21 protein-coding genes and 2 tRNA genes are annotated in these 26,829 nt (G+C 67.7%); 11 read left to right on the forward strand and 12 right to left on the reverse strand.

The window, feature by feature from the left end; genetic code table 11:
- Positions 1–219 (forward strand): hypothetical protein (locus ABD104_RS23175; RefSeq protein ID WP_343928286.1); only part of this gene is annotated, 219 nt, incomplete at its 5' end.
- The gene (locus ABD104_RS23180) at positions 220–1,302 is read left to right on the forward strand and encodes a porin (protein ID WP_343928287.1); all 1,083 of its coding nucleotides are present in this window, start codon (positions 220–222) and stop codon (positions 1,300–1,302) included.
- Positions 1,303–1,391: 89 nt separating this feature from the next.
- On the opposite strand, the gene purL is transcribed toward ABD104_RS23180, so the two are convergent.
- Positions 1,392–5,420: a phosphoribosylformylglycinamidine synthase gene (gene purL, locus ABD104_RS23185; protein WP_279815294.1), complete on the reverse strand. Its 4,029-nt coding sequence runs from the start codon at positions 5,418–5,420 to the stop codon at positions 1,392–1,394.
- A 133-nt stretch (positions 5,421–5,553) separates the two neighbouring features.
- Here purL and ABD104_RS23190 point away from each other — a divergent pair, with 133 nt between their 5' ends.
- Both ABD104_RS23190 and ABD104_RS23195 read left to right on the forward strand, forming a co-directional pair.
- Positions 5,554–6,897, forward strand: coding sequence for a D-amino acid dehydrogenase (locus tag ABD104_RS23190; RefSeq protein ID WP_338615398.1), 1,344 nt, complete (start codon positions 5,554–5,556; stop codon positions 6,895–6,897).
- 3 nt (positions 6,898–6,900) lie between these two features.
- On the forward strand, positions 6,901–8,427 hold the full coding sequence (locus ABD104_RS23195) for an NAD(P)H-hydrate dehydratase (protein ID WP_343928288.1): 1,527 nt from the start codon (positions 6,901–6,903) through the stop codon (positions 8,425–8,427).
- Positions 8,428–8,449: 22 nt separating this feature from the next.
- Here the strand turns inward: ABD104_RS23195 and ABD104_RS23200 are convergent, their stop codons facing one another.
- Entirely contained in the window at positions 8,450–9,187 is a 738-nt protein-coding gene (locus ABD104_RS23200) for an ABC transporter ATP-binding protein (protein WP_087840661.1), read from the reverse strand.
- Positions 9,188–9,215: 28 nt separating this feature from the next.
- Here ABD104_RS23200 and ABD104_RS23205 point away from each other — a divergent pair, with 28 nt between their 5' ends.
- A complete protein-coding gene (locus ABD104_RS23205; protein WP_343928289.1) occupies positions 9,216–9,932 on the forward strand; it encodes an arylesterase in 717 nt (238 codons plus the stop codon).
- 30 nt (positions 9,933–9,962) lie between these two features.
- Here ABD104_RS23205 and ABD104_RS23210 read toward each other — a convergent pair whose 3' ends face one another.
- The 4 genes from ABD104_RS23210 to ABD104_RS23225 form a co-directional block, all read right to left on the reverse strand.
- On the reverse strand, positions 9,963–11,879 hold the full coding sequence (locus ABD104_RS23210; protein WP_279815288.1) for a SurA N-terminal domain-containing protein: 1,917 nt from the start codon (positions 11,877–11,879) through the stop codon (positions 9,963–9,965).
- A gap of 144 nt (positions 11,880–12,023) precedes the next feature.
- The gene (gene nadA / locus ABD104_RS23215) at positions 12,024–13,163 is read right to left on the reverse strand and encodes a quinolinate synthase NadA (RefSeq protein ID WP_087840620.1); all 1,140 of its coding nucleotides are present in this window, start codon (positions 13,161–13,163) and stop codon (positions 12,024–12,026) included.
- A 204-nt stretch (positions 13,164–13,367) separates the two neighbouring features.
- Positions 13,368–13,443: transfer RNA gene (locus tag ABD104_RS23220), tRNA-Val, on the reverse strand.
- A 57-nt stretch (positions 13,444–13,500) separates the two neighbouring features.
- Positions 13,501–14,250 (reverse strand): helix-turn-helix domain-containing protein, encoded by a 750-nt coding sequence (locus ABD104_RS23225; protein ID WP_343928290.1) that lies wholly within the window; start codon positions 14,248–14,250, stop codon positions 13,501–13,503.
- An 89-nt stretch (positions 14,251–14,339) separates the two neighbouring features.
- Between ABD104_RS23225 and ABD104_RS23230 the strand changes: the two genes are divergently transcribed.
- Together ABD104_RS23230 and ABD104_RS23235 are read left to right on the forward strand one after the other, a co-directional pair.
- On the forward strand, positions 14,340–14,918 hold the full coding sequence (locus tag ABD104_RS23230) for a cyclase family protein (protein ID WP_279815284.1): 579 nt from the start codon (positions 14,340–14,342) through the stop codon (positions 14,916–14,918).
- 20 nt (positions 14,919–14,938) lie between these two features.
- Entirely contained in the window at positions 14,939–15,451 is a 513-nt protein-coding gene (locus ABD104_RS23235; RefSeq protein ID WP_279815282.1) for a flavin reductase, read from the forward strand.
- Between the two features lie 57 nt (positions 15,452–15,508).
- Here the strand turns inward: ABD104_RS23235 and ABD104_RS23240 are convergent, their stop codons facing one another.
- The 6 genes from ABD104_RS23240 to ABD104_RS23265 form a co-directional block, all read right to left on the reverse strand.
- Positions 15,509–15,847 (reverse strand): HU family DNA-binding protein, encoded by a 339-nt coding sequence (locus tag ABD104_RS23240; RefSeq protein ID WP_165404624.1) that lies wholly within the window; start codon positions 15,845–15,847, stop codon positions 15,509–15,511.
- A 188-nt stretch (positions 15,848–16,035) separates the two neighbouring features.
- A complete protein-coding gene (gene lon / locus ABD104_RS23245) occupies positions 16,036–18,468 on the reverse strand; it encodes an endopeptidase La (RefSeq protein WP_087840615.1) in 2,433 nt (810 codons plus the stop codon).
- 488 nt (positions 18,469–18,956) lie between these two features.
- A complete protein-coding gene (gene clpX, locus ABD104_RS23250) occupies positions 18,957–20,219 on the reverse strand; it encodes an ATP-dependent Clp protease ATP-binding subunit ClpX (RefSeq protein WP_087840614.1) in 1,263 nt (420 codons plus the stop codon).
- Positions 20,220–20,221: 2 nt separating this feature from the next.
- On the reverse strand, positions 20,222–20,878 hold the full coding sequence (gene clpP / locus ABD104_RS23255; protein ID WP_087840613.1) for an ATP-dependent Clp endopeptidase proteolytic subunit ClpP: 657 nt from the start codon (positions 20,876–20,878) through the stop codon (positions 20,222–20,224).
- Positions 20,878–22,188 (reverse strand): trigger factor, encoded by a 1,311-nt coding sequence (gene tig / locus ABD104_RS23260; protein WP_087840612.1) that lies wholly within the window; start codon positions 22,186–22,188, stop codon positions 20,878–20,880. Before tig ends, clpP begins: the two co-directional genes overlap by 1 nt.
- Before the next feature lie 193 nt (positions 22,189–22,381).
- Positions 22,382–22,468, reverse strand: a tRNA-Leu gene (locus ABD104_RS23265).
- Between the two features lie 216 nt (positions 22,469–22,684).
- On the opposite strand from ABD104_RS23265, the gene ABD104_RS23270 reads away from it, so the two are divergent.
- The 4 genes from ABD104_RS23270 to dapE all read left to right on the forward strand — a co-directional run bounded on the left by ABD104_RS23270 (position 22,685) and on the right by dapE (position 26,817).
- Positions 22,685–23,392 carry a helix-turn-helix domain-containing protein gene (locus tag ABD104_RS23270; protein ID WP_343928291.1) on the forward strand — a complete coding sequence of 236 codons (708 nt, stop codon included), beginning with the start codon at positions 22,685–22,687 and terminating at the stop codon, positions 23,390–23,392.
- Positions 23,393–23,482: 90 nt separating this feature from the next.
- Positions 23,483–24,691 carry a succinyldiaminopimelate transaminase gene (gene dapC, locus ABD104_RS23275; protein ID WP_343928292.1) on the forward strand — a complete coding sequence of 403 codons (1,209 nt, stop codon included), beginning with the start codon at positions 23,483–23,485 and terminating at the stop codon, positions 24,689–24,691.
- Positions 24,692–24,830: 139 nt separating this feature from the next.
- Positions 24,831–25,661, forward strand: coding sequence for a 2,3,4,5-tetrahydropyridine-2,6-dicarboxylate N-succinyltransferase (gene dapD / locus ABD104_RS23280; RefSeq protein WP_132978725.1), 831 nt, complete (start codon positions 24,831–24,833; stop codon positions 25,659–25,661).
- Positions 25,662–25,686: 25 nt separating this feature from the next.
- Complete coding sequence (dapE, locus tag ABD104_RS23285) at positions 25,687–26,817, forward strand: succinyl-diaminopimelate desuccinylase (RefSeq protein ID WP_087840608.1); 1,131 nt, start codon at positions 25,687–25,689, stop codon at positions 26,815–26,817.
- The last annotated feature ends 12 nt before the right edge of the window (positions 26,818–26,829 follow it).

The raw sequence follows: 26,829 nt of genomic DNA on the forward strand, positions 1-26,829 counted from the left end.
TTGCTCATGTTCCTCAATCAGGGCTTGCAAAACGGCACGAGCCATGAACAGGGGGTAGCGGCGGGAGTCTATATAATCGTCAGGGATGCGACACCTAAGCAGCAACGCTTGGAAATCGGAAATCAGACGGCGGCGGCGCGCCGAAGGAGCCGGTCCTGCACCGACCCCGCCGGGACGTCAGCCAACTTGTCGAATGTTTTTCAGCTGGAGACCAAGTAAATGAAAAAAACCCTACTCGCGACCGCCCTGCTGGCAGGCTTTGCCGGCGCCGCTCATGCACAGAGCTCCGTTACGCTGTACGGCCTGGTCGATGCGGGCTTCAACTACGCCAAACGCGACGGTCAGTCCGTCAAGGGCATCGATAGTGGTCTGATGAGCCAATCCCGTTTCGGCATGCGCGGTTCGGAAGACTTGGGCAACGGCCTGAAGGCCATCTTCACCCTGGAAAACGGTTTCACGGTAGATGACGGTCAAGCCACTCACCAAAAGCGTCTATTCGGCCGCTATGCTTACGTCGGTCTCGAAAGCGCCCAAGCCGGCCGCCTGACCCTGGGCCGCACCACCAACCTGGCCTTCATGTGGGCCGCCGGCGTTGCCAACCCCTTCGGCTTGAGCTTCAGCACCGCAAGTATCGGCACCACTTTCGCCTACAACGACGCCGTCATGGGCGGCGGCCGGGTCAACAACTCGGTCTACTACTACAGTCCGTCGTTCTACGGCGTCCAAGCCGCGGTTGGTTATAGTTTCAACGCCTTCCAGTCTGGCCTTCCCGGTGGCTCGGAAAGCGAAGCGCCGGGAAGCGGCAAGAACAACCGCATGATCGACGCCGGCCTGAAGTACGACAACGGCCCCATCAAGGGTGTGTTGACCTACCAGCAAGTGGAATCGCCCTTGCCCGGCACCAAGACCTTCCGCAACCTGACCATTGGTGCATCGTATGACTTCGGTGTGGCGGCCATCCATGCCGGTTACGCCAAGGCTAACAACATCACAGCGGCTTATGTCGGCAACGGTCCCACGTCCCCAGGCTATAACGGTGTCATAGCCAATCCTGGTCAGTTCAGCAGCGACAGCGCCTACACCATCGGTGCCAGCGCCCCGATCGGCCCCGGCAAGCTGTACGCCGCCTGGCAAAAAGCCACCAAATCCAAGGTCGACGGCTGGGCGATCGGCTATACCTACGACCTGTCCAAGCGCACCAACCTGTACGCGTTCTTCGCCGACAACAACGTGCGCAATTTCATAGAAAGCCGCGACATGACCTACCGTCAATTCGCCCTGGGCCTGCAGCACCGCTTCTAAGAAAAAGGGCCGCTAGGCGGCCCCCATGCCGGCAGCCCAGGCTGCCAGCCCTCGCGCCCCGGGCCCTGCCCGGGGTTTTTATTTGCCGCTCATGTCGTCCAGCGGCGCGCGTTGCGGAACATGCGCATCCACGGCGAGAACTCGCCGCCGCTGTCGCGCTCGCCCCACGAGGCCGGGCTCCACGACATCTGCACGTTGCGGAATACCCGCTCGGGGTGGGGCATCAGGGCGGTGAATCGGCCGTCCGCCGTGGTGACGCCGGCCAGCCCGCCGGCGCTGCCGTTGGGATTGTAGGGATAAGCCTCGGTCGGCTTGCCGGCATGGTCGACGAAGCGCATGGCAGCCAGCGCCGCGTCGGCCTTGCCCTGCTGCGAGAAGTCGGCATAGCCTTCGCCATGGGAAACGGCGATGGGCATGCGCGAACCGGCCATGCCGTCGAAGAAGATGGACGGCGACTCGGGAATCTCGACCAGCGAAAAGCGGGCTTCGAATTTTTCGGAGCGGTTGCGCGTGAAGCGCGGCCAGTCCTGGGCACCCGGGATCATGGGGGCCAGCGCGGCCAGCATCTGGCAGCCGTTGCAGACGCCCAGCGCGAAGGTGTCGCTGCGGCCGAAGTAGGCGGCGAACATGTCGGCCAGCACCGCGTTGTACTGGATGGTCTTGGCCCAGCCCTCGCCTGCGCCCAGCACGTCGCCGTAGCTGAAGCCGCCCACGGCGACCAGCCCCTTGAAGCTGGACAGGTCGATGCGTCCGCTGAGCAGGTCGGTCATGTGCACGTCCCAGGACTCGAAGCCGGCACGGTCGAAGGCATAGGCCATCTCCACCTGGCTGTTGCAGCCCTGCTCGCGCAGGATGGCCATGCGCGGACGCACGCCGGTGGCGATCATGGGAGCGGCGATATCTTCCTGCGGATCGAAATCGACCTTGGGCGACAGGCCGGAATCGGCCACGTCGTCCCACAGGTCGAATTCGGCCTGTGCGCAATCCGGGTTGTCGCGCAGCGCCATGATGCGGCGGCTGACCTCGCTCCAGGCCTTGCCCAGTTCGGCGCGCGGCTTGCCCCAGATCTTGCGGGCGTCGCGGTAGAACTCGATCTCGTCGCGGGCGTTGGGCTCGCCGATCACGTGCGAGTGGGCCGACAGGCCGGCGCCTCGCAGCACTTCCATCACGGCGTCGCGGCTGGCGGCGGGCACCTGGATGACGGCGCCGGCCTCTTCCGAGAACAGCGCCTTGATCGTCAGTTCGTCGCGCTGCACCGCGACCTGTTCCGGCCGGATCTTGAAATCGCCCCAGTCCGATGCATACGGATCCAGGGTCAGCATGTCGAGGTTGATCGACAGTCCGGTGTGGCCGGCGAAGGCCATCTCGCACAGCGTGGCGAACAGGCCGCCGTCGGAGCGGTCGTGGTAGGCCAGGATCACGCCACTGTCGGCCAGGGTGCGGATCGCGGCGAAGAAGGCACGCAGGTCGTCGGGGGCGTCGATGTCGGGGGCCTGCTGGCCGACCTGGCCGATGACCTGGGCCAGCACGGAACCGCCCAGGCGGTGCTTGCCGCGTCCCAGGTCGACCAGGATCAAGGTCGTGTCACCCTGGTCGGTGCGCAGTTGCGGGGTCAGCGTCTTGCGCACGTCGTCCACCGGCGCGAAGGCCGTGACGATGAGAGAGACCGGCGCCACCACGCGGCGCTGTTCGCCGTTTTCGTCCCACGCCGTGCGCATGGACAGCGAATCCTTGCCCACGGGGATGGACAGGCCGACACGCTGGCACAGTTCGCTGACCGCGCTGACGGTGTCGTACAGCGCCGCGTCCTGGCCGGGCTCGCCGCAGGCGGCCATCCAGTTGGCGGACATCTTGACGTCTTCGATGCGGACCACGGGCGCCGCCACCAGGTTGGTGATGGCTTCGGCCACGGCCATGCGGCCCGAGGCCGGGGCGTCGATCACGGCCAGCGGCGTGCGTTCGCCCATGGCCATGGCCTCGCCGCGCGTGCCGCTGTAGTCGGCCAGCGTGACCGCGCAGTCGGCCACCGGGACCTGCCACGGCCCCACCATCTGGTCGCGCGACGACAGCCCTCCCACCGTGCGGTCGCCGATGGTGATCAGGAAGGTCTTGTTGGCGACCGTGGGATGGCGCAGCACGCGCAGGGCCACGTCGTCCAGGTCCAGGCCGACCACGTCCATCGGCTCGCCCGCGCCCGGCAGGCGCGCGACGTCGCGCTCCATGCGGGGCGGCTTGCCCAGGATGACGTCGACCGGCACGTCCACCGGGCGCGAAGTCCGGGCCCAGTCGGCCGCGGCCACGTCGCCCGCCGAGAAACCCTCGCCGTCGACCACGCGCAACTGGCGCTGCTCGGTGGCCACGCCCACGACGGCGTAGGGGCAGCGCTCGCGGCGCGCCAGCGCATCGAAGCGCTCGAGGTCCTGCGGCAGGATGGCCAGCACATAGCGCTCCTGCGATTCGTTGCACCAGATCTCGGCCGGCGACAGGCCCGATTCCTCGAGCTGGACGTTGCGCAGGTCGAATATGGCGCCGCGCCCGGCGCCGTCAACCAGTTCGGGGAAGGCATTCGAGAGGCCGCCCGCGCCCACGTCGTGGATGGACTGGATGGGGTTGTCGGCCCCGAGCTGCCAGCAGCGGTCGATGACTTCCTGCGCGCGGCGCTCGATCTCGGGATTGCCGCGCTGGACGGAGTCGAAATCGAGGTCGGCGGTGTTGCTGCCCACGCCCATGCTGGAGGCGGCGCCGCCGCCCATGCCTATGCGCATGCCGGGTCCGCCCAGCTGGATCAGCAGCGAGCCGGGCGGCAGATCGTTCTTGTGTGTCAGGCCGTCGTCGATGCTGCCCAGGCCGCCGGCGATCATGATGGGCTTGTGGTAGCCCCAGCGCACGCCGCCCGCGGTCTGCTCGAAGGTCCGGAAATAGCCCAGCAGGTTGGGCCGGCCGAATTCGTTGTTGAACGCAGCCCCGCCCAGGGGGCCTTCGATCATGATGGACAGGGGCGAGGCGATGCGGTCGGGCGCGCCGTGGCCATCGTGTTCCCAGGGCTCGATGGCATCGTCGAAACGCAGGTGCGATACCGTGAAACCGGTCAGGCCCGCCTTGGGCTTGGAGCCGCGGCCGGTCGCGCCTTCGTCGCGGATCTCGCCGCCCGCGCCGGTCGAGGCGCCGGGGAAAGGCGAGATGGCCGTGGGATGGTTGTGCGTCTCGACCTTCATCAGGGTGTGCACGATCGCGTCGCGGCGTCCGTACACCTGGCCTTCGGTGCCAGGCTGCACATGAAAGCGCTCCGCCCGGCCCCCGGCCATGACGGCGGCGTTGTCGGAATACGCCACCACGGTGCCTTCCGGCTGCGCCTTGTGCGTGGCGCGGATCATGCCGAACAGCGTCTCGGACTGCGGCTGGCCGTCGATGACCCATTGGGCATTGAAGATCTTGTGGCGGCAATGCTCGCTGTTGGCCTGGGCGAACATCATCAGTTCCACGTCGGTCGGATTCCGTCCCAGGCCGTTGAAGGCCTCGACCAGGTAATCGATCTCGTCGTCGGACAGCGCCAGCCCCATGCTGCGGTTGGCCGCCACCAGGGCGGGAGCGCCTTCTGCCAGCAGGGGCACGGTCTGCATGGGCTTGCCGGCCAGGGTAGCGAACAGCGGCGCGCCGTCGAAGGCGCCGTCGACCACCGTCTCGGTCATGCGGTCGTGCAAGGCGCCGGCCAGCGCGGCCAGGTCGTCCGCCGAGAACGATTTGGCGCCCCCCAGCAGGCCCCGTTTAGGGACCACCGTGTAGGCGACTGCGCGCTCTATCCTGCGGACCTGCGCCAGCCCGCAATTGTGCGCGATGTCGGTGGCCTTGCTGGCCCAGGGCGAGACAGTGCCCAGGCGCGGCACGACCAGCAGTTCCAGCCCCTGCTGGGGCTCGGGGGCCGGATCGCCGTAGCGCAGCAGGCCCTCCAGGCGCTGGCGGTCGTCCGCGGCCAGGTCGCCCTCCACGGCGACGAAATGCACGAACCGGGCCGAGACATCGGCCACCGAGGCATTCAGGGCCTGGAGTCGGCGCAACAGCCGGTCGCGGCGGAACGAGGAAAGGGCAAGGGGGCCGGAGAGGCGCAGGATGGAGGCCACGATAAGCGAGCTGGAAGCGGAGGAAATGAGGGGGAAAACGCGAGGGAAGCGCGTGACTAGCCGTGATTTTACTTCGTACCGGGGGATCGGGAAAAACCACGAGCGAATACCCGCCCTCCCCGCTTAAAATCCGGTGCCCGTTCCCCGGAATGCCCTCGCGCTCCGGCGGGAAAACGGGCTCGACCAGAAGAAGCGACCAGACCCCATGCGTGTGATTGTGATCGGTGCCGGCATCATCGGTGTGTGCACCGCCTATTGGCTCAACCGGCACGGCATGCAGGTAACCGTGGTGGACCGCCGCAGCGGCGTCGCCCAGGAATCGAGCTTCGGCAACGCGGGCATCCTGGCCGCCGACTACGCGGCCCCATGGGCCGCCCCGGGCATGCCCGGCCGCGTGCTGGCCCATCTGTTCAAGAGCGAGGCGCCGGTGGCGCTGCGCGCCTCGCTGGACCCCGCCCTGTGGAAGTGGCTGGTGAAGTGGCTGGGCCAGTGCCGGGCGGAGCGCTATGCCGCCAACAAGCGCGTCATGCAGCGCGTGGCCCGCTACAGCCGCGTCCAGCTGGCCGCGCTGCGCGAGGAATACGGCTTCGAATACGAGCGCCGGATCGGCTACCTGCAACTGCTGCGCACGCCGCGCGACGTGGAAGCGGCGCAGGCCACCCTCCAGGTCCTCCGGGAAAGCGGCATCGCCCACCAGTTGCTGGGCGCCGAAGAAGCCGTCGCGATGGACGTCCACCTGCAGGACGCGGTCCACGTCGGCACGCCGCTGGCGGGCGCCATCCACTATCCCGACGACGAATCGGGCAACTGCCCGCTGTTCGCCCGCCTGCTGGCGGCCGAATGCGAACGGGGCGGCGTCGAGTTCCTGTTCAACACCGTCGCCCAGCCCGTGCAGGACGCCGGCGGCATCGTCGCCGGCGTGCGCCTGCAGGACGGCCGCACGCTGCCCGCGCAGGCGGTCGTCGTGGCCTCGGGCAGCGACGCCGGGGATTGGCTGGCCCGGCTGGGCGTGCGCGTGCCGATCTATCCGGTGCGAGGCTATGCCGCCAACCTTCCCCTGCGCAACGACGTCATCGGCCCGCGGCGCGCCTTCGTGGACGAGACCTATCGCGTGACGGTGACGCCGCTCGGCCAGCGCCTGCGCATCGCCGGCACGGCCGAGCTGGGCGCGCGCGGTCCGGCCCTGCGCGACAAGGCCTTGCGCACCCTGGTCAGGACGGCCCAGGACTGGATGCCCGGCATGCTGGATTTCTCGCGCGCGACCTGGTGGGCCGGCACCCGGCCGATGACGCCGGACGGCCCGCCCATACTCGGCCCGACCCGGCTGCCCGGCCTGTACCTGAACGTCGGCCACGGCTCGCAGGGATGGAGCATGGCGGCGGGCACGGGGCGCATCGTCGCCGACCTGGTCGCCGGCCGGACGCCGGAGATAGACCTGGACGGGTTGGACATCGGCCGCTACGCGCGCAAGAATTAGCGCATGGACCCACACCCGCACCGGCTGCTGCGCACCCCCGCCATCAGGCTGATCGAACGCGAGGCGCAGGCCGCGCTGCCGCCCCACACCCTGATGCGGCGGGCCGCCGGCGCGGCTGCCGCGCTCATCGCCGAGCGCTGGCCCGGCCATTCGGTCGACCTGCTGTGCGGTCCCGGCAACAACGGCGGCGACGGCCTCATGCTGGCCGCGCTGCTGCACCAGGCCGGCCGCCGGGTCCGCGTTTGGGCGCTGCCGGCCGGCAGGCGGCCGGCCGATGCCGAACAAGCCTGGCAGGAATTGCCCGCCGGCCTGTTGCAGGCCGGCGAACCCGATGCCCGCGATCTGCCCGATCCATCGCGCACGCTGATCGTCGACGCCCTGTTCGGCATCGGCCTCTCACGCCCCCTGCCCGAATCCGCGCAGCGGTGGACGGCCTGGGCGGCGCGGCAGGGATCGCCGATCCTGGCGCTGGATGCGCCCAGCGGGCTCGATACCGACACCGGGGACGCGCAGCCGGGTGCCATCGTCGCCCACCATACCCTGACCTTCATCGCCGACAAGCCCGGACTCCACACGCGTGCCGGCCGCGACCATGCCGGCACGGTCAGCGTCGCCGACCTGGAACTGGAAAGCGGCATCGGCCGCCATGCCGGGCTGCCCCATGGCGGCCTGCTCGTGCGGCAAGCCGACTGCCCGGCGCTGTTCCGCCCCCGGCCGCAGGACAGCCACAAAGGCAGCTTCGGCACGCTGGCCATCCTGGCCGGCGCGCCCGGCATGACCGGGGCGGCCTTGCTGGCAGCCCGCGCGGCCTTGTACGGCGGGGCCGGCAAGATCCTGGTCGGGCTGGCCGAGGCGGCACCGCCCGCGCTGCCCTGCGACCCATGGCATCCCGAGCTCATGCTGCGCGACGCCGACGGGCTGCTGGATCATGCGGCGCGACTGGGCGTCGGCGGCTGGGTCGCGGGCTGCGGCCTGGGCACCGATGCCGGCGCCGAGCGCTGGCTTGGCCGCCTGCTGGCCGAGGCGCCCGCCTCGGCCCCCCTGGTGCTGGACGCCGACGCGCTGGTCCTGCTGGGCACGCTGCCCGACCTGGCGCGCGGCCTGGCGGCCCGGGGCGGCCCCGCGATCCTGACCCCGCATCCGCGCGAAGCGGCGCGCATGCTGGGCATCTCGACCGACGACGTGCAGGCGGACCGCATCGAGGCCGCCCGCGAGCTGGCCGCGCGCTACCGCGCCTGGGTGGTCCTGAAGGGGGCCGGCAGCATCGTGTGCGGGCCGCATGGCGCCTGGAGCGTCAATGCCAGCGGCAATGCCGGGCTGGCCACCGCCGGTACCGGCGACGTGCTGGCCGGCATGCTGGGCGCGCTGCTGGCGCAGGGGCTGGAAGCCGGCGAGGCGGCACGGGCCGGCGTGTGGCTGCACGGCGCCGCCGCCGACAGCCTCGTGGCCCGCGGCATCGGCCCTATCGGCCTGACGGCCAGCGAGATCGCGCCGGCCGCGCGCGACCTGCGCAATCGCGGCGGCCACTGATCCCTCGCCGCGGGCGCCCGGTTCAGGAAACGTCGCCGGCCGAATCGTGCACCAGGCGCCCGCCCGCCACCACCAGCTGGCGCGCGCAGCGCTGCGCCAGCTTGGCATCGTGCGTCACCAGCAGCAGGGTCGTGCCCCGCTCGCGGTGCAGTTCGAACATCAGGTCGATGACGGCCTCGCCGGTGGCCGAATCCAGGCTGCCCGTGGGTTCGTCGGCGAACAGCAGCTCCGGCTCCACCACGAAGGCACGCGCCAGGGACACCCGCTGCTGCTCTCCTCCCGACAAGGTGCGCGGATAGTGGCGCAGGCGCGCGCCCAGCCCCACGCGTTCCAGCATGGCCGTGGCGGCGGCGCGCGCATCGCGGCCCGCCAACTCCAGCGGCAGCATGACGTTCTCCAAGGCGGTCAGGTGGGGCAGCAGCTGGAACGACTGGAACACGAAGCCCACGTGGCGCGCCCGCAGGCTGGCGCGCTGGTCCTCGTCCAGCGCGAACAGGTCGCGGCCGGCCAGGTGCACCGATCCGGAGGTCGGCACGTCCAGCCCGGCCAGCAGGCCGAGCAGCGTGGACTTGCCCGATCCCGAACTCCCCGTGATGGCCACGGTCTCTCCGAAGGCCACCGTAAAATCGACCGCATCGAGAATGGCGAGCTCGCCGCTCGAATCGGCCACCCGCCTGGTCAACGATCGTACGGCGATGGCGGGCTGCGCGGCAGGCGTGGCCGCGGACTGGCTCGCGGCGGATCGGGTCGGTCCCGTCATGATTGGATCGCTGAAAGAAAGGAAAGACATGATAAAGCCTCGCTCGTCGCAGCCGCTCCGGGACATCGCCCGTACTGCGCACGGCGCCGCCCGGCGCCTGTTCGCGGGCACGCTGTGCGCGGCCGCGCTATGCGGCCTGGCGCCAGCCGCCCTGGCACAGACCGCCGCCCCCGCCGCGAGTTCCTCGCCCGCCCTGCTGGTGCTGGGCGACAGTCTGTCGGCGGAGTACGGCCTGCCGCGCGGATCGGGATGGGTGGCGCTGCTCGAGGCCCGCCTGCGCGAGCGCAAGCTCGACTATCGCGTGGTCAACGCCAGCATCAGCGGCGACACCACCAGCGGCGGCGTCAGCAGGCTGCCGGCGCTGCTCGCGCGCCATCGGCCGAGCGTGGTCGTGATCGAGCTGGGCTCGAACGACGCGCTGCGCGGGCTGTCCCTGCAGATGACCGAGCAGAACCTGAACAAGATGGTGCAGGCGTCGCGCCAGGCTGGCGCGCGCGTATTGCTGGTGGGCATGCAGATCCCGCCCAACTATGGCCGCGACTACACGCAGCGCTTCCAGCAATTGTTCGCCAAGGTCGCCAAGGAGCAGCAGGCGGCGCTGCTGCCCTTCCTGCTGGACGGCGTCGCCCAGCACATCGAACTGTTCCAGCCCGATCGCCTGCACCCCACGGCACAGGCGCAGCCGCGCCTGCTGGACAATGTCTGGTCGCGCCTGGAACCGCTGCTGGGCACCGGCAAGTCCTGACACGGCCGGCCCGCGGGCCGGCCGGGGCGATCAGCGCTCGGCGGCCGGCGCGGCGGTGGTCAGGGCCGTGCCTTCGGGCGAGATCGTGACCTTGTACTTCTCGCGCAGCGTCTGCAGCACGGCCAACTGCTCGGCCTGGGCCCAGCGGCGTTCCATCATCGACTTCTCACCGGCGATCGCGGCGGCGTCGGGCTTGGGCGCGGCCTCGACCTTGGAGATCCGGGCAATGACATAGTCGTCGCCGGCGATCGTGCCCACGAACGCCGGCAGCTTGCCGGCCGGCGCCTTCATGACCGCGTTCAGCAGCGCGGGGGCGACGCCCTGGGGCGCATTGCGCGCCACCGTGACGACGGCGCCGAAGCCCTGGCTGGAATCCTTGGCCTGCAGGGCCTTCAGGCGTTCCTCGCCCGCCGCGCGGGCCAGATCGAGCGCCTTGTCCTGGGTCAGCTGGGCGCGGATGCCGCTGGACACGTCGGCCAGGGGCTGCACCGAAGCCGGCACGTGCTTGACCACGCGCACCGCGGCCAGGCGATTCGGGCCAAGCTCGATCACCCCCGAGTTGCGCTTCTCGCGCAGCACCTCGTCCGAGAACAGGGCCTGCGCCACCTTGGGATTGCCCAGGACGTCGTTGCCCTGCAGACCGCTGCGCGTGACGCCCTGGGCCTCCTGGATCTTCAGGCCGAATTTCTGCGCCGCGGGTTCGAGCGTATCGCTCTGCTCGTACACCAGGTTCGTGAACTGCTCGGCGGCCTCGGCGAAACGGCGGGCAGCCTGCTGCTGCTTGATTTCCTCGACGATCTGGGCACGGACCTCGGCCAACGGCTTGACCACGGCCGGACGGATGCCGGTGAGCTTGATGACATGGAAGCCGTAGTCGGTCGCCACGACGCCCGACACTTCGCCGTCCTTCAGCGCGAAGGCGGCATCCTCGAAAGGCTTGACCATCATGCCGCGGCCGAACCAGTCCAGGTCCCCGCCCTTGGCCGCGGAACCGGGATCCTGCGAGTTCTCGCGCGCCAGCCTGGCGAAATCGGCCTTGGGCGCCTTGGCCTGGTCGGCCAGGGACTGCGCCTTCTTGCGCGCTTCCTCGCGCGCGGACTCGCTGGCGCCGCTGTCGACCGTGATCAGGATGTGGCTGGCCCGGCGCTGTTCTTCCTGGCCATAGCGGCCCTTGTTCTGCTCGTAGTAGCTCTTGATGTCGTCCTCGGATACCGCGATCCCGGACGTCGACGCCCCCTGGTCCAGCACCACGTACTGCGCGTCGACCCGTTCCGGGACCTCGAAGCGGGCGCGGTTGGCCTCGTAGTAGGCCTTGACCTCGTCGTCGCTGACGCTGACCTTGGCGCGGTAGTCGGCGGCGGCCACGCGCAGGGTCTGGATGCTGCGACGCTCGGTGGCGGCGGCCACCAGGCGGTCCATGACCGCGTCCGGCATCATGGTCGACTGCGCCACCGGCCCCAGCACCTGCTGCAAGGCCAGGTCGCGCCGCAACTGGGCCTCGAACATGACCGGGGTCATGCCTTGCGCGGCCAGTGCGTCGCGGTAGCGGGCGTTGCTGAACTTGCCGTCTTCCTGCACGGCCGGAATCGCCTGGATGGTGGCGCGGAGCTGGTCGTCGGACGCCGAGAAATGGTTCTTGGTGGCTTCGGCCGAGATCAGGCGGGTGTTGATGATCTCGTCCAGCACCGCCTGGCGCATGGCCGGCGTATCGAAGGCCTGCGAATCGAACTGCGCGCCCATCATGCCGCGCAGCTGGTCGAGCCGGTTGCGCGACGCCGCGTCGAACTCCTGCTGCGTAACGGCTTCGCCCGCCACCTTGGCCAGCGACTTGTCGCCTTCCATGAAGCTGGAGTAGCCCTGTATGCCGACGAAGACGAACGACGGCAGGATCAGCAGCAGCAGGACGAACTGCATCCAGCGGCGGTGGTTACGGATGAGGTCAAACATGCGCGAATACTCCGGTCGGATGCCAGCGGCACGACGGCCATACAAGCAAAATGCCCACGGGCTCAAGGCCAATGGGCACCCATTAGTGTCGAGCCGATTCTAGCATGGCGCCTGGGGCTGGACGCCTTGCGCGACCGGCGCGGACTACGCCGGGCCGACCGCGGAAAACAGTGCTGCGTCGCGCGCCAGGTCGCCGCTGGCCTGAACCCGGCGGTCGCGGCGGGCGGCGAAGTCCAGCATGCGGTCGATCGGCCGGCGCGCCTGCCGCCCCAGCGCCGGATCCAGCAGGATTTCGCCCGTGCCCCGCTCCAGGCATCCGGCCAGGTTCTCCAGTCCGTTCATGGCCATCCACGGACAATGCGCGCAGCTCTTGCAGGTCGCGCTTCCCCCCGCCGTCGGCGCCGCGATGAAAATCTTGCCGGGAGCGGCAAGCCGCATCTTGTGCAGCAGGCCCTGGTCGGTGGCCACGATGAAATGCGTGGCGTCGAGTTCGCGCGCGGCCTTGATCATCTGCGCGGTCGAGCCCACCACGTCGGCCTGGTCCACGACGGCGGGCGGCGATTCCGGATGCACCAGCACCTTGGCCTGCGGATGTTCCGCCCGCAGCAGTTCGAGCTCGATGCCCTTGAACTCGTCGTGCACCAGGCACGAGCCCTGCCACATCAGCATATCGGCGCCGGTCTGCGACTGGACGTAGGCGCCCAGGTGGCGGTCGGGCGCCCACAGGATCTTTTCCCCGCGGGCGTGCAGGTCCGCGACGATGTCCAGCGCGATGGCCGAGGTCACGGCCCAGTCCGCCCGGGCCTTCACGGCCGCGCTGGTATTGGCGTAGACCACCACGGTGCGGTCGGGATGGGCATCGCAGAAGGCCGAGAACTCGTCCAGGGGACAGCCCAGGTCCAACGAGCAGGTGGCGTCCAGGTCCGGCATCAGCACGCGCTTCTCGGGGCTGAGGATCTTGGCCGTTTCCCCCATGAACCGCACCCCCGCCACCACCAGCGTGCTGGCCGCGTGGTCGCGGCCGAAGCGCGCCATCTCCAGGGAATCCGCGACGCAGCCGCCCGTCTCGTCGGCCAGTTCCTGCAATTCGGCATCCACGTAGTAATGCGCGACCAGCACCGCGTTCTCGCGCTGGAGCAGTGCCCGGATGCGCGCCTTCAGTTCGTCCCGCCGCTGCCCCGGCAAGTCCTCGGGCACCTTGGCCCAGGCCTGCCCTACCGAGCACGAGCCGCCGGCGGCCGTGGGCGAATCGAAATCGAAAGTGCGAAGCAGCGTCTGGCTCATCCTGTCATCCGTCCATTTATGCTCATACTGAGCATTTTTTGGGCAAAAAAATATCGACCGGACTTATGCTAAATATGAGCATAACGAATGTCAATAGCGAAAACCCGAAAACGCATGGCGACATGCCGTAAAGCAAGCACCAAAAGAAAAAGGGCCTGGATGACTCCAAGCCCTTGATCCCGACACGTATGCGCTTCGACAGAGTGGTGGGTGCTACAGGGGTCGAACCTGTGACCTACGCCTTGTAAGGGCGCCGCTCTACCAACTGAGCTAAGCACCCTCTGCGATACGACTCGTGACTCGGCGCGTATTGTAGCGGATTGCCCGGGCACCTGCATCAGCCGCCCCGCGGCAGCCGGCTGGGCGGATAACCGTAGAACTTTTTGAATGCCTGCGCATACGCGCCCTCGGTGGCATAGCCCACCGCCAGCGCGATATCCAGTTGCCGCCAACCCTGCGCATGCAGTTCGGCCGCCCGGGTCATCCGTGCATAGTTGCGCCATTGCTGGAAGGACATGCCGGTATGGGCCACGAACGCGCGCTGGATGGTCTTCTCGCTGGCTCCCGCCACGCGCGCCCACGCCCCCAGCGAACGATTGTCGGCCGGATCCTGTTCCAGCGCGCGGCAGATGGGCGCGATGCGCGCATCGCCCGGGATCTGTATGCCCGGCTCGGTCCAGGGCGCCGACGCCAGTTCGTCGGCCAGCACGCGCGCCTTGCGCAGGCGCTGTTCGCCCCCGCCGCCATCCGGACTCCAGCTTGCCGCGTCCAGGATCAGTTCCCGCAGCAGCGGCCGCACGCAGACGACCACGCAGCGTCCCGCGTCGTAGAAATCCTGCTCGACGTAGACACTGTGATATCGAAAACTGCGGTCCATCAGCACGGCGTGCGGCACGCCGCGCGGTATCCACGCCGCCCTGTCGGGCGCGAGCCGTATCACCCGCTGCCGGGTCTCCAGCAGCGTCGAGCCCTGCTCGGGATAAAGCAGTTGCCCCACTTCATGGCTGTGCATGGCGGCGTGCGCCGCGCGCCCTTCCCTGACCACGATGCGCAACGGAAACCGTTGCGGGGCGACGATGCCGGACATGTCCGATCCTCAATGAAATCTGGCCGAGATGCGACGGCGCGAGAAACAGCGCCGGTCGATGATGCAGGCGTCGTCAACCGGAGCCCCTCATGTACATCGACCTCACGCTTTCCATCGACATCCAGGACCCCATTATCGCCAAAGCCAGCACCGATCCCGACAGCTACATGTCGCGCGGCCACATCGGCACCCATCTCGACGTCTACGGCGGCCAGGCCTTCCCGCCCGCCCACTACTGCATGCGGCGAGGCCTCTTGATCGACGCGCGGGACGCCGGCGACGAAATCGGCCTCACGGTCCTGGCCGGCCGCGAGTTCCAGGCCGGCGACTTCCTCATCTTCCATACCGGTCATCTCGCCCGCCACGTCTACGGCTCCCGCCCGTACTACCAGAACCAGCCGAAATTCTCGTGGGACCTGGTCCGGCACCTGGCCGAGCGCGATACCGGCTTCATCGGCCTGGACTTTCCCGGTATGCGGCCCGGCCCCGAGCACAACACCGCGGACCGCATCGTGGGCAGCCGCGGCGGCTACGTCATCGAGAATCTGGCCAATGTGGACAGATTGCATGCCCAGGCCGGCGACCGGACGTTCCTGGTCTGCACGGGATGGACCGGCTTCCAGGGCTCGACGGGACTGTCGTGCCGTGTCGTTGCCCACCTGGACTGAGACCGCAGGAGAAGCCCGCCATGACCTCGCATCCTGTTGCTCCCCCCCACCCCGACGGCAGCGCCTATCGCGCCGCCATGGCCCGCCTGGGCGCCTCGGTGCACATCGTCACCAGCGCGGGCCCCGCGGGCCGCGTGGGCCTGACGGCCTCGGCCGTCTGCAGCGTGACCGACGACCCGCCCATGCTGCTGGTGTGCCTGAACCGGCGCTCGTCGGCCCACGACGCGACGCTGGCCAACGGCGTACTGTGCGTCAACACGTTGGCCGCCGGCCACGAACCCCTGTCGCGCCGGTTCAGCGGCGGCGGGGACATGGACGGCCGGTTCGCGCAAGGCGCGTGGAGCCGCCTGGAAACGGGCTCGCCGGTCCTGGAGGACGCGATGGCCGCGTTCGACTGCCGCATCGTCGACACGACGCGGCAGGGCACGCACACCGTCATGTTCTGCGAGGTCCAGGGCTTACGCACGGGAGAGGCGCCGGCCGGCCTGTTCTATTTTTCGCGGACGTATCACGCGTTGGGACCGGCAACCTAGGGACGAAAAAAAACCCTGGCGCCAAACCAGGGTTTCTCGTCACGAAGTGCGTGCGCCTTAGTTGACGGCGTCTTTCAGCGCCTTGCCCGGACGGAACTTCGGCACCTTGGCCTTCTTGATCTTGATGGCTTCGCCGGTGCGCGGGTTACGGCCGGTGCGGGCCGCGCGAGCGCTCACCGCGAAAGTGCCGAAACCGACCAGCGTCACCGTGCCGCCCTTCTTGAGCGTCGTTTTCACCGCTCCCACCAGCGCATCCAGCGAACGGCCGGCAGCCGCCTTGGAAATGTCGGCTTGCTTGGCGATGTGGTCGATAAGCTCGGTCTTGTTCATTAGGCCCCTCACAAGGTCTATCTGTGGAAAAAATTTTTGGTCCCGATGCGAGTCCGCAAGGGGCACCCCCGAAGAGCGACGTACCCCGCCGGGACTGCTCTTACGGGTACGAAACGCAGACGGCTATTTAATCCTCGGGCAGAAAGTCGTGTCAAGGGAAACCCGCTGGAAAACCGCGTAAAACCTCATGTTTCCGCATGTGACGAAAAAAAGAGGGCACTTGCGTGCCCTCTTCCATGCCCCGGACCTCGGGATCAGTGCTTCATGACGGGATCCGTGGCCGCTCCGCCTTCGGCGGCCACATGGGCCTCGACCTTGCCCTCGGCCTTCGCGGCCTCTTCCTCGGGCAATGGCTCGGGCAGCCGCTCCAGCGCGAGTTCGAGCACCCGGTCGATCCAGCGGACCGGCACGATCTCGAGGTGGTTCTTGACCGTATCCGGAATCTCCGCCAGGTCCTTGGCGTTCTCCTCCGGAATCAGCACGGTCTTGATACCGCCGCGGTGCGCCGCCAGCAGCTTCTCTTTCAGGCCGCCGATGGGCAGGACTTCGCCGCGCAACGTGATCTCGCCGGTCATCGCCACGTCGGCGCGCACCGGAATGCCCGTCAACGAGGAAACGATGGCCGTGGTGATCGCCGCGCCCGCGGACGGACCGTCCTTGGGCGTGGCGCCCTCGGGCACGTGCACGTGCATGTCCTTCTTCTCGAACACGGCGTGATCGATGCCCAGACGGCGGGCGCGCGAACGCACCACCGAGCGCGCGGCCTCGACCGACTCCTTCATGACGTCGCCCAGCGAACCGGTGCGCTGGATGGCGCCCTTGCCCGGCATGACCGCCACTTCGATCGTCAGCAGGTCGCCGCCCACCTCGGTCCATGCCAGACCGGTCACCTGGCCGATCTGGTTCTCCTTCTCGGCCACGCCGAAGGTGTAACGGCGCACGCCCAGATAGTCGTTCAGGTTGTCCGCCGTGACGACCACTTGCCGCTTGTCGCCCTTGAGCAGCAGGCCCTTGACCACCTTGCGGCAGATCTTGCTGACCTCTCGCTCCAGCGCGCGCACGCCCGCTTCCCGGGTGTAGTAGCGCACGATGTCGCGCAGGGCCGATTCCTCGACCTTGAGCTCTTCGGCCTTCAGCCCGTTGTTCTTCATCTGCTTGGGCAGCAGATGCTGCATGGCGATGTGCACCTTCTCGTCTTCGGTGTAACCCGACAGGCGGATGACCTCCATCCGGTCCAGCAACGCCGGCGGAATGTTCAGCGTGTTGCTGGTCGCCACGAACATCACGTCGGACAGGTCGAAATCGACCTCGACATAGTGGTCCTGGAAGGTGTGGTTCTGTTCCGGATCCAGCACCTCGAGCAGCGCCGACGCCGGATCGCCACGGAAATCCATGCCCATCTTGTCGACTTCGTCGAGCAGGAAAAGCGGATTGCGCGCGCCGACCTTGGAGAGGTTCTGCAGGATCTTGCCCGGCATCGAACCGATATAGGTACGGCGGTGGCCGCGGATCTCGGACTCGTCGCGCACGCCGCCCAGCGCCATCCGCACGAACTTGCGGTTGGTCGCCTTGGCGATCGACTGGCCGAGCGAGGTCTTGCCGACCCCCGGAGGGCCGACCAGGCACAGGATCGGCGCCTTGACCTTGTCCACGCGCTGTTGCACCGCAAGGTATTCAAGAATGCGTTCCTTGACCTTCTCGAGCCCGTAGTGGTCGTCGTTGAGCACCTCTTCCGCGTGCGGCAGGGAATTGTTGACCTTGCTCTTCTTCTTCCACGGCAGGCCGACCAGCGTGTCGATGTAGTTGCGCACCACGGTAGCCTCGGCCGACATGGGCGACATCAGCTTGAGCTTCTTGAGCTCGGCATCGGCCTTCTTCTTGGCCTCCTTGGGCATGTGGGCGGCGATGATCTTCTTCTCGAGTTCCTCGAAGTCGGCACCGTCCTCGCCTTCGCCCAGTTCCTTCTGGATGGCCTTGACCTGCTCGTTCAGGTAGTACTCGCGCTGGCTTTTCTCCATCTGCTTCTTGACGCGACCGCGAATGCGCTTCTCGACCTGGAGAATGTCGATCTCGGTCTCGAGCTGGGCCAGCAGCGCTTCCAGGCGCTCGGAGGTGGAGAACACCTCGAGCATCTTCTGCTTCTGTTCCAGCTTGAGCGGCAGGTGCGCCGCGATGGTGTCGGCCAGCCGGCCGGGCTCGTCGATGCCCGACAGCGAAGTCAGGATCTCCGGCGGGATCTTCTTGTTCAGTTTGACGTACTGGTCGAACTGCGACACGATCGCGCGCCGCAGGGCCTCGGTTTCCGAGCCCTGGCCCCGGTCGGGATCGATGGGCACCAGTTCGCAGGCGAAATGCGCGCCCAGGTCGTCGATGCGCGTGATACGGGCGCGCTGGGCTCCCTCGACCAGCACCTTGACGGTGCCGTCGGGCAGCTTGAGCATCTGCAGGATGCTGGCCAGGCAGCCGATCTCGTAGATGTCGTCGGCCGAGGGCTCATCCTTGGCGGCCGACTTCTGGGCCACCAGCATGATGCTCTTGCCGGCTTCCATCGCGGCTTCCAGCGCCTTGATGGACTTGGGCCGGCCCACGAACAGCGGGATGACCATGTGCGGAAATACGACCACGTCGCGCAGCGGAAGCAGCGGCAACTCGATCGGTTCGGGAGGGAGTATCTGGCTCGCAGACATGATTCGTCCTCGAATTTGAATGCAATCAGGATGAGGGCGTAAGCGTGGATTTCAAGCGTCGGCGGGCAACGTGGTCTGCTGGAACTGCCGGGCGCATGCCCTTTTCCCGCACAGCACGCCCGGGAAAAGCGTATGAACCCGAAGAGAGGCGCAGAGTCATCATTCGCCCACAGGCCATTGATTTACACGCCATGGCCCAATGTAGCATAGGTGGGGTCCCCCCCTACGCCCTTCGGGCGCCCCCCAGGGGGCGATGCGGGTGGACCGGCAAAGCCGGATCCACCGCATCCTGGGGTAACAACGGGCTGGCGGAGACTGGCGATACTGCCAAACGCCTGGCTGGATTGGAAAAGAACAACGGCCTTGCGCGCAAACAAGGCCGTTTTCTTTTCCTGATCGTTCCCCAGACCCAGGGCACAGCGGACCCGGCTTTGCCGGTCCGCCAGTGCCGCCCCCTGGGGGGCGCGCGTCAGCGCGTAGGGGGGGCCCTACTTATTGGCGACCTTGGGCTTGTCGCCGTAGATCAGGAGGGGGATGCCTTCGCCGGTGATGGCGTTTTCGTCCAGGACGACCTTGACGACGTTGCCCTGGGTGGGCAGTTCGTACATGGTGTCGAGCAGCGCGGCTTCGATGATGGAGCGCAGGCCGCGGGCGCCGGTCTTGCGCTTGAGCGCCTTCTGGGCGATGGCCAGGAGAGCCTGGGGCCGCACGTCCAGTTCGGCGCCTTCCATGGCCAGCAGCTTCTGGAACTGCTTGACCAGGGCGTTCTTGGGCTCGACCAGGATCTGGATCAGGGCCTCCTCGTTCAGTTCGTCCAGCGTCGCCACCACGGGCAGGCGGCCGACCAGTTCGGGGATGAGGCCGAACTTGATCAGGTCCTCGGGCTCGACTTCGCCGAACAGCGCGCTGACCGAGCGCTCCGACTCCGCCTTGACCGAGGCGCCGAAGCCGATGCCGGACTTTTCGGTGCGGCCGCGGATGACTTTCTCCAGCCCGTCGAACGCGCCGCCGCAGATGAACAGGATGTTGGTCGTGTCGATCTGCACGAAATCCTGGTTCGGGTGCTTGCGGCCGCCCTGCGGGGGAACGGAGGCGACGGTACCCTCGATCAGCTTGAGCAGGGCCTGTTGCACGCCTTCGCCCGACACGTCGCGGGTGATGGACGGGTTGTCGGCCTTGCGCGAGATCTTGTCGATCTCGTCGATGTAGACGATGCCGCGCTGGGCCTTTTCCACATCGTAGTTGCAGTTCTGCAGCAGCTTCTGGATGATGTTCTCGACGTCCTCGCCCACGTAGCCGGCCTCGGTCAACGTGGTGGCGTCGGCGATCACGAACGGCACGTTCAGCAGGCGGGCCAGCGTCTGGGCCAGCAGCGTCTTGCCCGAACCGGTGGGGCCGATCAGCAGGATGTTGCTCTTGGACAACTCGACGTCGTCCGTCTTGCCGCCGGCATGACGGATGCGCTTGTAGTGGTTGTACACCGCCACCGACAGGATCCGCTTGGCCCGGGTCTGGCCGATCACGTATTGGTCGAGGATCTCCTTGATCTCGGCCGGCGTGGGCAGTTCGGACTTGGCGCCGGTCTTGACGTCGGCGGCCACTTCGTCACGGATGATGTCGTTGCACAGGTCGATGCACTCATCGCAAATGAACACCGACGGTCCGGCGATCAGCTTGCGAACCTCATGCTGGCTCTTGCCGCAAAACGAGCAATAGAGCAGCTTCTCGTTCGACCCTTTCTTTTCCGACATGCTCAACCCTGTTCGGTACGACTGCTGAAGACTTTGTCGATCAAGCCATACGATAGCGCATCGGCCGCCGACATGAAATTGTCGCGCTCGGTGTCCACCGCGATGCGTTCGATCGGCTGGCCGGTGTTCTCGGCCAGGATCCGGTTCAGGCGCTCGCGCAGGTATAGGATCTCGCGCGCGTGGATTTCGATATCCGTCGCCTGGCCCTGGGCGCCGCCCGAGGGCTGGTGGATCATGATGCGGGAATTGGGCAGCGAGATCCGCTTGCCCTTGGCGCCGGCGGCCAGCAGGAAAGCGCCCATGCTGGCGGCCAGGCCGGTGCAGAGCGTGGCCACGTCGGGCTTGACGAACTGCATGGTGTCATAGATGGCCATGCCCGCGTACACCGACCCGCCGGGCGAGTTGATGTACAGCGAGATGTCCTTCTCGGGATTTTCCGACTCCAGGAACAGGAGCTGGGCCACGATCAGATTGGCGGTGGCATCGGCCACCGGGCCCACCAGGAAGATGATCCGCTCTTTCAGCAGACGCGAGTAGATGTCGTACGCACGCTCGCCCCGGCCGGACTGTTCGATCACCATCGGCACGTAGCCGAGGGCCTTGGGGCCGAGAGACTCGGCCCCGTACATGGATGCGTAGAAATCTACGAAGCGTTGCATCAGGCAGTTCCCATCAATTCATCGAAGGAGACTTGCTCGTCCTTGACCTTGGCCTTGGACAGCACGTGCTGGACGACGTTGTCCTCGAGCACGATGGCCTCGATTTCGGCCAGTCGAGCCTTGTCCGTCAGATAGTAGCGCACGACTTCCTCGGGCTTCTCGTAGCTCTGGGCGAAGTCCTCGATGCGGGCGCGGATCTGGTCGGGCTTGGCCTTGAGGTTCTCGGCCTTGACCAGTTCCGAAACCAGCAGGCCCAGGCGCACGCGGCGCTCGGATTCCGAGGCGAAGGCCTCGGCCGGGATCGGCAGCTTGTCGGCGTTGGGCACGCCGCGCTGGCGCAGGTCCTCGCGGGCCGCTTCGATGCGGCGCTCGGTGTCGTCGTTGACCAGGGCCTTGGGAATGTCGAAGGTCGCGGCCTTGGCCAGCGCATCCATCACGCTCGACTTGGTGCGGGCCTGGGTGCGGCTGCGCACTTCGCGCTCGAGGTTGGCGCGGATGTCGGCACGCAGCTTCTCGACGTCGCCTTCGGCCTGGCCCAGTTGCTTGGCGAACTCGGCATCGACCTGGGGCAGCACGCCCTCTTCCACCTTCTTGACGGTGATGGTGAACTCGGCGGTCTTGCCGGCGACTTCGGCCGAACCGTAGTCGGCCGGGAACGTCAGCGGGAACACCTTGGTCTCGCCGGCCTTCATGCCGCGCGCGGCCGCTTCGAACTCGGGCAGCATGCGGCCCTGGCCGAGCACGAACGGGAAGTCCTCGGCGGTACCGCCCTGGAACGCGACGCCGTCGATGGTGCCGGCAAAGTCCAGCGTCACGCGGTCGTCGTCGCCCGCGGCCCGGCCTTCGCGCTCTTCGAACGTCACGCGCTGCTTGCGCAGGATGTCTACCGTGCGATCGACCTCGGCATCACCCACTTCGCTCTTGGCGCTGGTGACTTCCAGGGCGGTCAGGTCGGGAATGGCGACTTCCGGGTAGACCTCGAACGTGGCGCTGAAGGCCACCACGTCGTCGGCCACGCCTTCGGTCTTGGGCTCGACGGACGGCGAACCCGCCAGGCGCAGCTTGGACTCGGCCACGACCTTTTCCAGGGCGTCGCCGATCTTGGCGTTCAGCACTTCCATGCGCACTTCGGGACCGTAGGTACGGGCCAGCATGGGCAGCGGGACCTTGCCGGGACGGAAGCCCGGCATCTTGGCGGTGCGGGCCAGGCGCTTGAGGCGCGTCTCGACTTCTTTTTCGATGTCGGCCACCGGCACGGAAAGATCAACGCGGCGCTCAAGCCCCGACAGGGTTTCAACCACAGGCTGCATGCAAAAACCTATATTGAGTATGTGTAATCGACAGAACCGGACACCCGCGCCGCGAGAGGCACCGCAACCAGAGATCGATCCGGGCATTCGCGAATTGTGCCACAGCCCCCGTGCGGCGCCGCAGCGCCGCGCGGGGGCTCCGGAAGCCGCCTTGCCGGCTGCGGCCGGACACCACCAGGGTTGTTCAAACTTGTGGTGCGACCGAGAGGAATCGAACCTCCACAGGATTTCTCCCGACAGGACCTAAACCTGTTGCGTCTACCAATTTCGCCACGGTCGCACATCAGAAACCGGATTGTAACCCGAGTCTCCGAAAAGGCCCGGCGCCCCCCGCCTCCCGCCCGGGGGCGACGGCCCCGCCGGCCCGCCAACCATTGTTTTCGCTTGGCGCGCACGTAGCGGCCCCGGCGGGGCGCCCGTTTACCGTTATTGATCATCCTCACCAAAACGTTGGGATAGATTGCCATTGCAATCCCGCAACGCATTCTTACCCGCAATGATAGAAACCCATACGCCAGAAGTCGCCGTCCTGCTCGGGGAGACCGGCCGCGATTACGAAATCGCGGACGAGCTGATGCGTGCCGGCTTCAGCGTCTACGTCTGCACCAGCTCGCAGGAAGTGCATGCGCTGCTGCGAGCGGGCAAGAACCCGGTGGTGCTTGCCGACGCGGCGCGGGCGGCGGCGTTCGACAGCTATTCGCTGACCCGGCTCGTCTACATCCCGCCCGATCCCGGCCAGGCCGCCGACAAGCCCCACGTGGAAGTCCGCGTGCTGGGCGCCGATCCGAGCGCCGAACTGCTGCCCATTCTGCGCGCCATGCGGCGCCATCTCGCCCTGGCCGCGCCGCGCCTGGCCGAACCGCCGCCCGAGACGCCCACGCCGGCGCTGTGGCTCCTGTCCACGCCCCCGCGCCGCCTGACGAGCCCCGAAGGCCGCAGCCTGCCGCTGACCCTGACCGAATGGCAGTTCATCAGCCATCTTTTCGGCGAGCGCAACCGTACCCTGACCTTCGCCCAATGGCAGGCCGTCTCGGCCAAGGACGGCGCCCGCCAGTTGCACAACGTCGCGGTCCTGGTCAGCCGGCTGCGCCGCAAGGCCCAGCGGCACGGCATCACCCTGCCCCTGGAGGCCGTCCGGGGCGCGGGCTACTCCTTCACGCAGCCCTGCGGGGACCTGGCGTCGGGAACCAGGCAGGCCGGCTAGCCGCTATGCGGCCGCTGCCCCCCGGAGGGCGCTTGTTGCCTTGGGGCGGCCCCACGGCAAAATGCCCGCCCCGAGGTTACAATCGCGGCCATGAATCCACGCCTCGGGCTGCTGCAGCCCTATCCCTTCGAAAAACTGCGCGCGCTGTATGCCGATGTCGTGCCGCCCGCCAGCCTGCGTCCCGTCAGCCTGTCCATCGGCGAGCCCAAGCACGCCACGCCGGCTTTCATCGAGGACGCCATCCGGCAGAACCTGTCCGGGCTGTCGGGCTACCCCCCCACCAAGGGCTCGCCCGCGCTGCGCGCCGCCATCGCCGGCTGGCTGGAACGGCGCTACGGGCTGCCCGCGATCGATCCCGACACGCAGGTGCTGCCCGTGCTGGGCTCGCGCGAGGCCTTGTTCGCCTTCGCGCAGGTGGTGATCGACGGCGCGCGGCAGCCCCGCGTGCTGTGTCCCAACCCGTTCTACCAGATCTACGAAGGCGCCGCGCTGCTGGCCGGCGCCCGTCCCACCTTCGTCAACGCCGACCCGGCGCGCAACTTCGGCTGCGACTGGGCCTCGGTCTCGCCCGCCGAATGGGGCGAGACCCGGCTGGTCTACGTCTGCTCGCCCGGCAATCCGGCGGGCAACGTCATGGACCTGGACGAATGGAAGTACCTGTTCGAGCAGGCCGACAAGTACGGCTTCATCATCGCCTCGGACGAGTGCTATTCCGAGATCTACCTGGACGAGGCCGAGCCGCCGCTGGGCGCGCTCGAGGCGGCCCACCGCCTGGGCCGCGGCGACTTCCACAATATCGTGGTGTTCTCCAGCCTGTCCAAGCGCTCGAACGTGCCCGGCATGCGCTCCGGCTTCGTGGCGGGCGACGCCAGGCTGCTGGCCAGGTTCCTGCTGTACCGCACCTACCACGGCAGCGCGATGAGCGACGTGGTCTCGGCGGCCAGCATCGCGGCCTGGAACGACGAGGAACACGTGCGCGAGAACCGGCGCATGTACCGCGAGAAATTCGACGCTGTCCTGCCCATCCTGCAGGAGGCGATGGATATCCAGCGCCCGCAGGCCTCGTTCTACCTCTGGCCGCGCACGCCCATCGACGACGCCGAGTTCACCCGCGGCCTGCTGGCGCAAGAAAACGTCACGGCCCTGCCGGGCAGCTACCTCGCGCGCGAGACCCCCGCCGGCAACCCCGGGGCCAACCGCGTACGCCTGGCGCTGGTGGCGCCGCTGGACGAATGCGTCGAGGCGGCCCACCGCCTGGCCCGCTACGCCCGCTCGCTGCCGGCCACCCGCATCGCATGAACGACTAGAACACCCATACCGCATGTAAACACACCCCACCCAGGGCACAGCGGATCCGGCTCCGCCGGTCCGCCAGTGCCGCCCCCTCGGGGGACGCGCGCAAGCGCGTAGGGGGGCTCCTCTTATTGGATATCCGACCATGAGCCAAGACCTCAAGACCGTCATCGAACAAGCCTGGGAAGACCGCGCCTCGCTGTCGCCCTCTTCTGCCCCCGCCGCCGTCCGCGAAGCCGTCGAGCACGTCCTTGCCGGGCTGGACAAGGGCGAACTGCGCGTGGCCGAGAAGCAGAACGGCGACTGGACCGTCCACCAGTGGATCAAGAAGGCCGTGCTGCTGTCCTTCCGCCTGGAAGACAACGTCGTGATGGGTACCGGACCGGGCAGCGCCCTGCAGTTCTACGACAAGGTACCCAGCAAGTTCGCCGGCTACAGCGCCGAGGACTTCAAGCAAGGCGGCTTCCGCGTCGTGCCGCCCGCCGCCGCCCGCCGCGGCTCGTTCATCGCCCGCAACGCCGTGCTGATGCCCTCTTACGTGAACATCGGCGCCTACGTCGACGAAGGCACCATGGTCGATACCTGGGCCACCGTGGGCTCGTGCGCGCAGATCGGCAAGAACGTGCACCTGTCGGGCGGCGTGGGCATCGGCGGCGTGCTCGAACCGCTGCAGGCCAACCCCACCATCATCGAAGACAACTGCTTCATCGGCGCCCGTTCGGAAGTCGTCGAAGGCGTGATCATCGAGGAAAACTCGGTCCTGTCCATGGGTGTGTTCATCGGCCAGAGCACCAAGATCTACAACCGCGAAACCGGTGAGATCACCTACGGCCGCGTGCCCTCGGGCTCGGTGGTCGTGCCCGGCAGCCTGCCCTCGGCCGACGGCAAGTACAGCCTGAACTGCGCCGTGATCGTCAAGCGCGTCGATGCGCAAACCCGCGCCAAGACCAGCATCAACGACCTGCTGCGCGCCTGACCCCGGACTTTCCAACGCACTCGCCATGACCACTTCCGTCCTGTCCCTGGTTGAAGAACTGATCCGCCGTCCCTCGGTCACGCCCGAGGACGAAGGCTGCCAGGCCTTGCTGGCCCAACGCCTGGCGGCGCTCGGCTTCGCCTGCGAAACCATCGCGGGCGGCGGGGTGGTCAACCTGTGGGCGCGGCGCGGCGCCGAAGGGCCGCTGGTGGTCTTCGCCGGCCACACCGACGTGGTGCCGCCCGGCCCGCGCGAGCAATGGCATACCGACCCGTTCGTGCCCACGCAGGTCGACGGGAACCTGTACGGCCGCGGCGCGGCCGACATGAAAAGCTCGATCGCCGCCTTCGTGGTCGCGGCCGAGGAATTCATCGCGCACAACCCCGACCATCCCGGCTCGATCGGCCTCCTGATCACCTCCGACGAGGAAGGGCCGGCCACCGACGGTACCGTCAAGGTCTGCGAGCAGCTCGTGGCCCGGGGCGAGCGCCTGGACTACTGCATCGTGGGCGAACCCACGTCGTCCGTGCAACTGGGCGACACCATCAAGAACGGCCGCCGCGGATCGCTGTCCGGGCGGCTCGTGGTCAAGGGCATCCAGGGCCACGTCGCCTATCCGGAAAAAGCGCGCAACCCCATCCACCAGTGCGCGGGCGCGCTGGCCGAGCTGGCCGCCACCGAATGGGACCGGGGCAACGAATACTTCCCGCCCACCACCTTCCAGATTTCCAACTTCCACAGCGGCACGGGCGCCACCAACGTCGTGCCGGGCGAAGCGGTCATCGACTTCAATTTCCGCTTTTCCACCGCCAGCACCGCCGACGACCTGAAAACCCGCGTGCTCGCCGTCCTCGATCGCCACCAGCTCGAATACACGGTGGACTGGACCCTGAGCGGCCTGCCTTTCCTGACGCCGCGCGGAACGCTGTGCAGCGCGCTGGGCGACGCCATCGCCGCCGAGCTCGGCATCGAGGCCGAGCTGTCCACCACCGGCGGCACCTCCGACGGCCGCTTCATCGCCCGGATCTGCCCGCAGGTCGTGGAGTTCGGCCCGGTCAACGCCACCATCCACAAGGTCAACGAACACATCGCCGTGGATAGCCTGGAGCCGCTGAAGAACGTCTACCGCCGGACGCTGGAAGCGCTGCTGAGGTGATGCTTCCTCCTA

It is taken from the genome of Pigmentiphaga daeguensis, from assembly GCF_039523035.1.
GTDB lineage: Bacteria > Pseudomonadota > Gammaproteobacteria > Burkholderiales > Burkholderiaceae_B > Pigmentiphaga > Pigmentiphaga daeguensis.

Coding starts and splice junctions, on each gene's coding strand:
- ABD104_RS23180 (WP_343928287.1), top strand. CDS start 220: ATGAAAAAAACCCTACTCGCGACCGCCCTGCTGGCAGGCTTTGCCGGC.
- ABD104_RS23195 (WP_343928288.1), top strand. CDS start 6,901: ATGGACCCACACCCGCACCGGCTGCTGCGCACCCCCGCCATCAGGCTG.
- ABD104_RS23200 (WP_087840661.1), bottom strand. CDS start 9,187: ATGACGGGACCGACCCGATCCGCCGCGAGCCAGTCCGCGGCCACGCCT.
- ABD104_RS23205 (WP_343928289.1), top strand. CDS start 9,216: ATGATAAAGCCTCGCTCGTCGCAGCCGCTCCGGGACATCGCCCGTACT.
- ABD104_RS23210 (WP_279815288.1), bottom strand. CDS start 11,879: ATGTTTGACCTCATCCGTAACCACCGCCGCTGGATGCAGTTCGTCCTG.
- nadA (WP_087840620.1), bottom strand. CDS start 13,163: ATGAGCCAGACGCTGCTTCGCACTTTCGATTTCGATTCGCCCACGGCC.
- ABD104_RS23225 (WP_343928290.1), bottom strand. CDS start 14,250: ATGTCCGGCATCGTCGCCCCGCAACGGTTTCCGTTGCGCATCGTGGTC.
- ABD104_RS23230 (WP_279815284.1), top strand. CDS start 14,340: ATGTACATCGACCTCACGCTTTCCATCGACATCCAGGACCCCATTATC.
- ABD104_RS23235 (WP_279815282.1), top strand. CDS start 14,939: ATGACCTCGCATCCTGTTGCTCCCCCCCACCCCGACGGCAGCGCCTAT.
- lon (WP_087840615.1), bottom strand. CDS start 18,468: ATGTCTGCGAGCCAGATACTCCCTCCCGAACCGATCGAGTTGCCGCTG.
- clpX (WP_087840614.1), bottom strand. CDS start 20,219: ATGTCGGAAAAGAAAGGGTCGAACGAGAAGCTGCTCTATTGCTCGTTT.
- clpP (WP_087840613.1), bottom strand. CDS start 20,878: ATGCAACGCTTCGTAGATTTCTACGCATCCATGTACGGGGCCGAGTCT.
- tig (WP_087840612.1), bottom strand. CDS start 22,188: ATGCAGCCTGTGGTTGAAACCCTGTCGGGGCTTGAGCGCCGCGTTGAT.
- ABD104_RS23270 (WP_343928291.1), top strand. CDS start 22,685: ATGATAGAAACCCATACGCCAGAAGTCGCCGTCCTGCTCGGGGAGACC.
- dapC (WP_343928292.1), top strand. CDS start 23,483: ATGAATCCACGCCTCGGGCTGCTGCAGCCCTATCCCTTCGAAAAACTG.
- dapD (WP_132978725.1), top strand. CDS start 24,831: ATGAGCCAAGACCTCAAGACCGTCATCGAACAAGCCTGGGAAGACCGC.
- dapE (WP_087840608.1), top strand. CDS start 25,687: ATGACCACTTCCGTCCTGTCCCTGGTTGAAGAACTGATCCGCCGTCCC.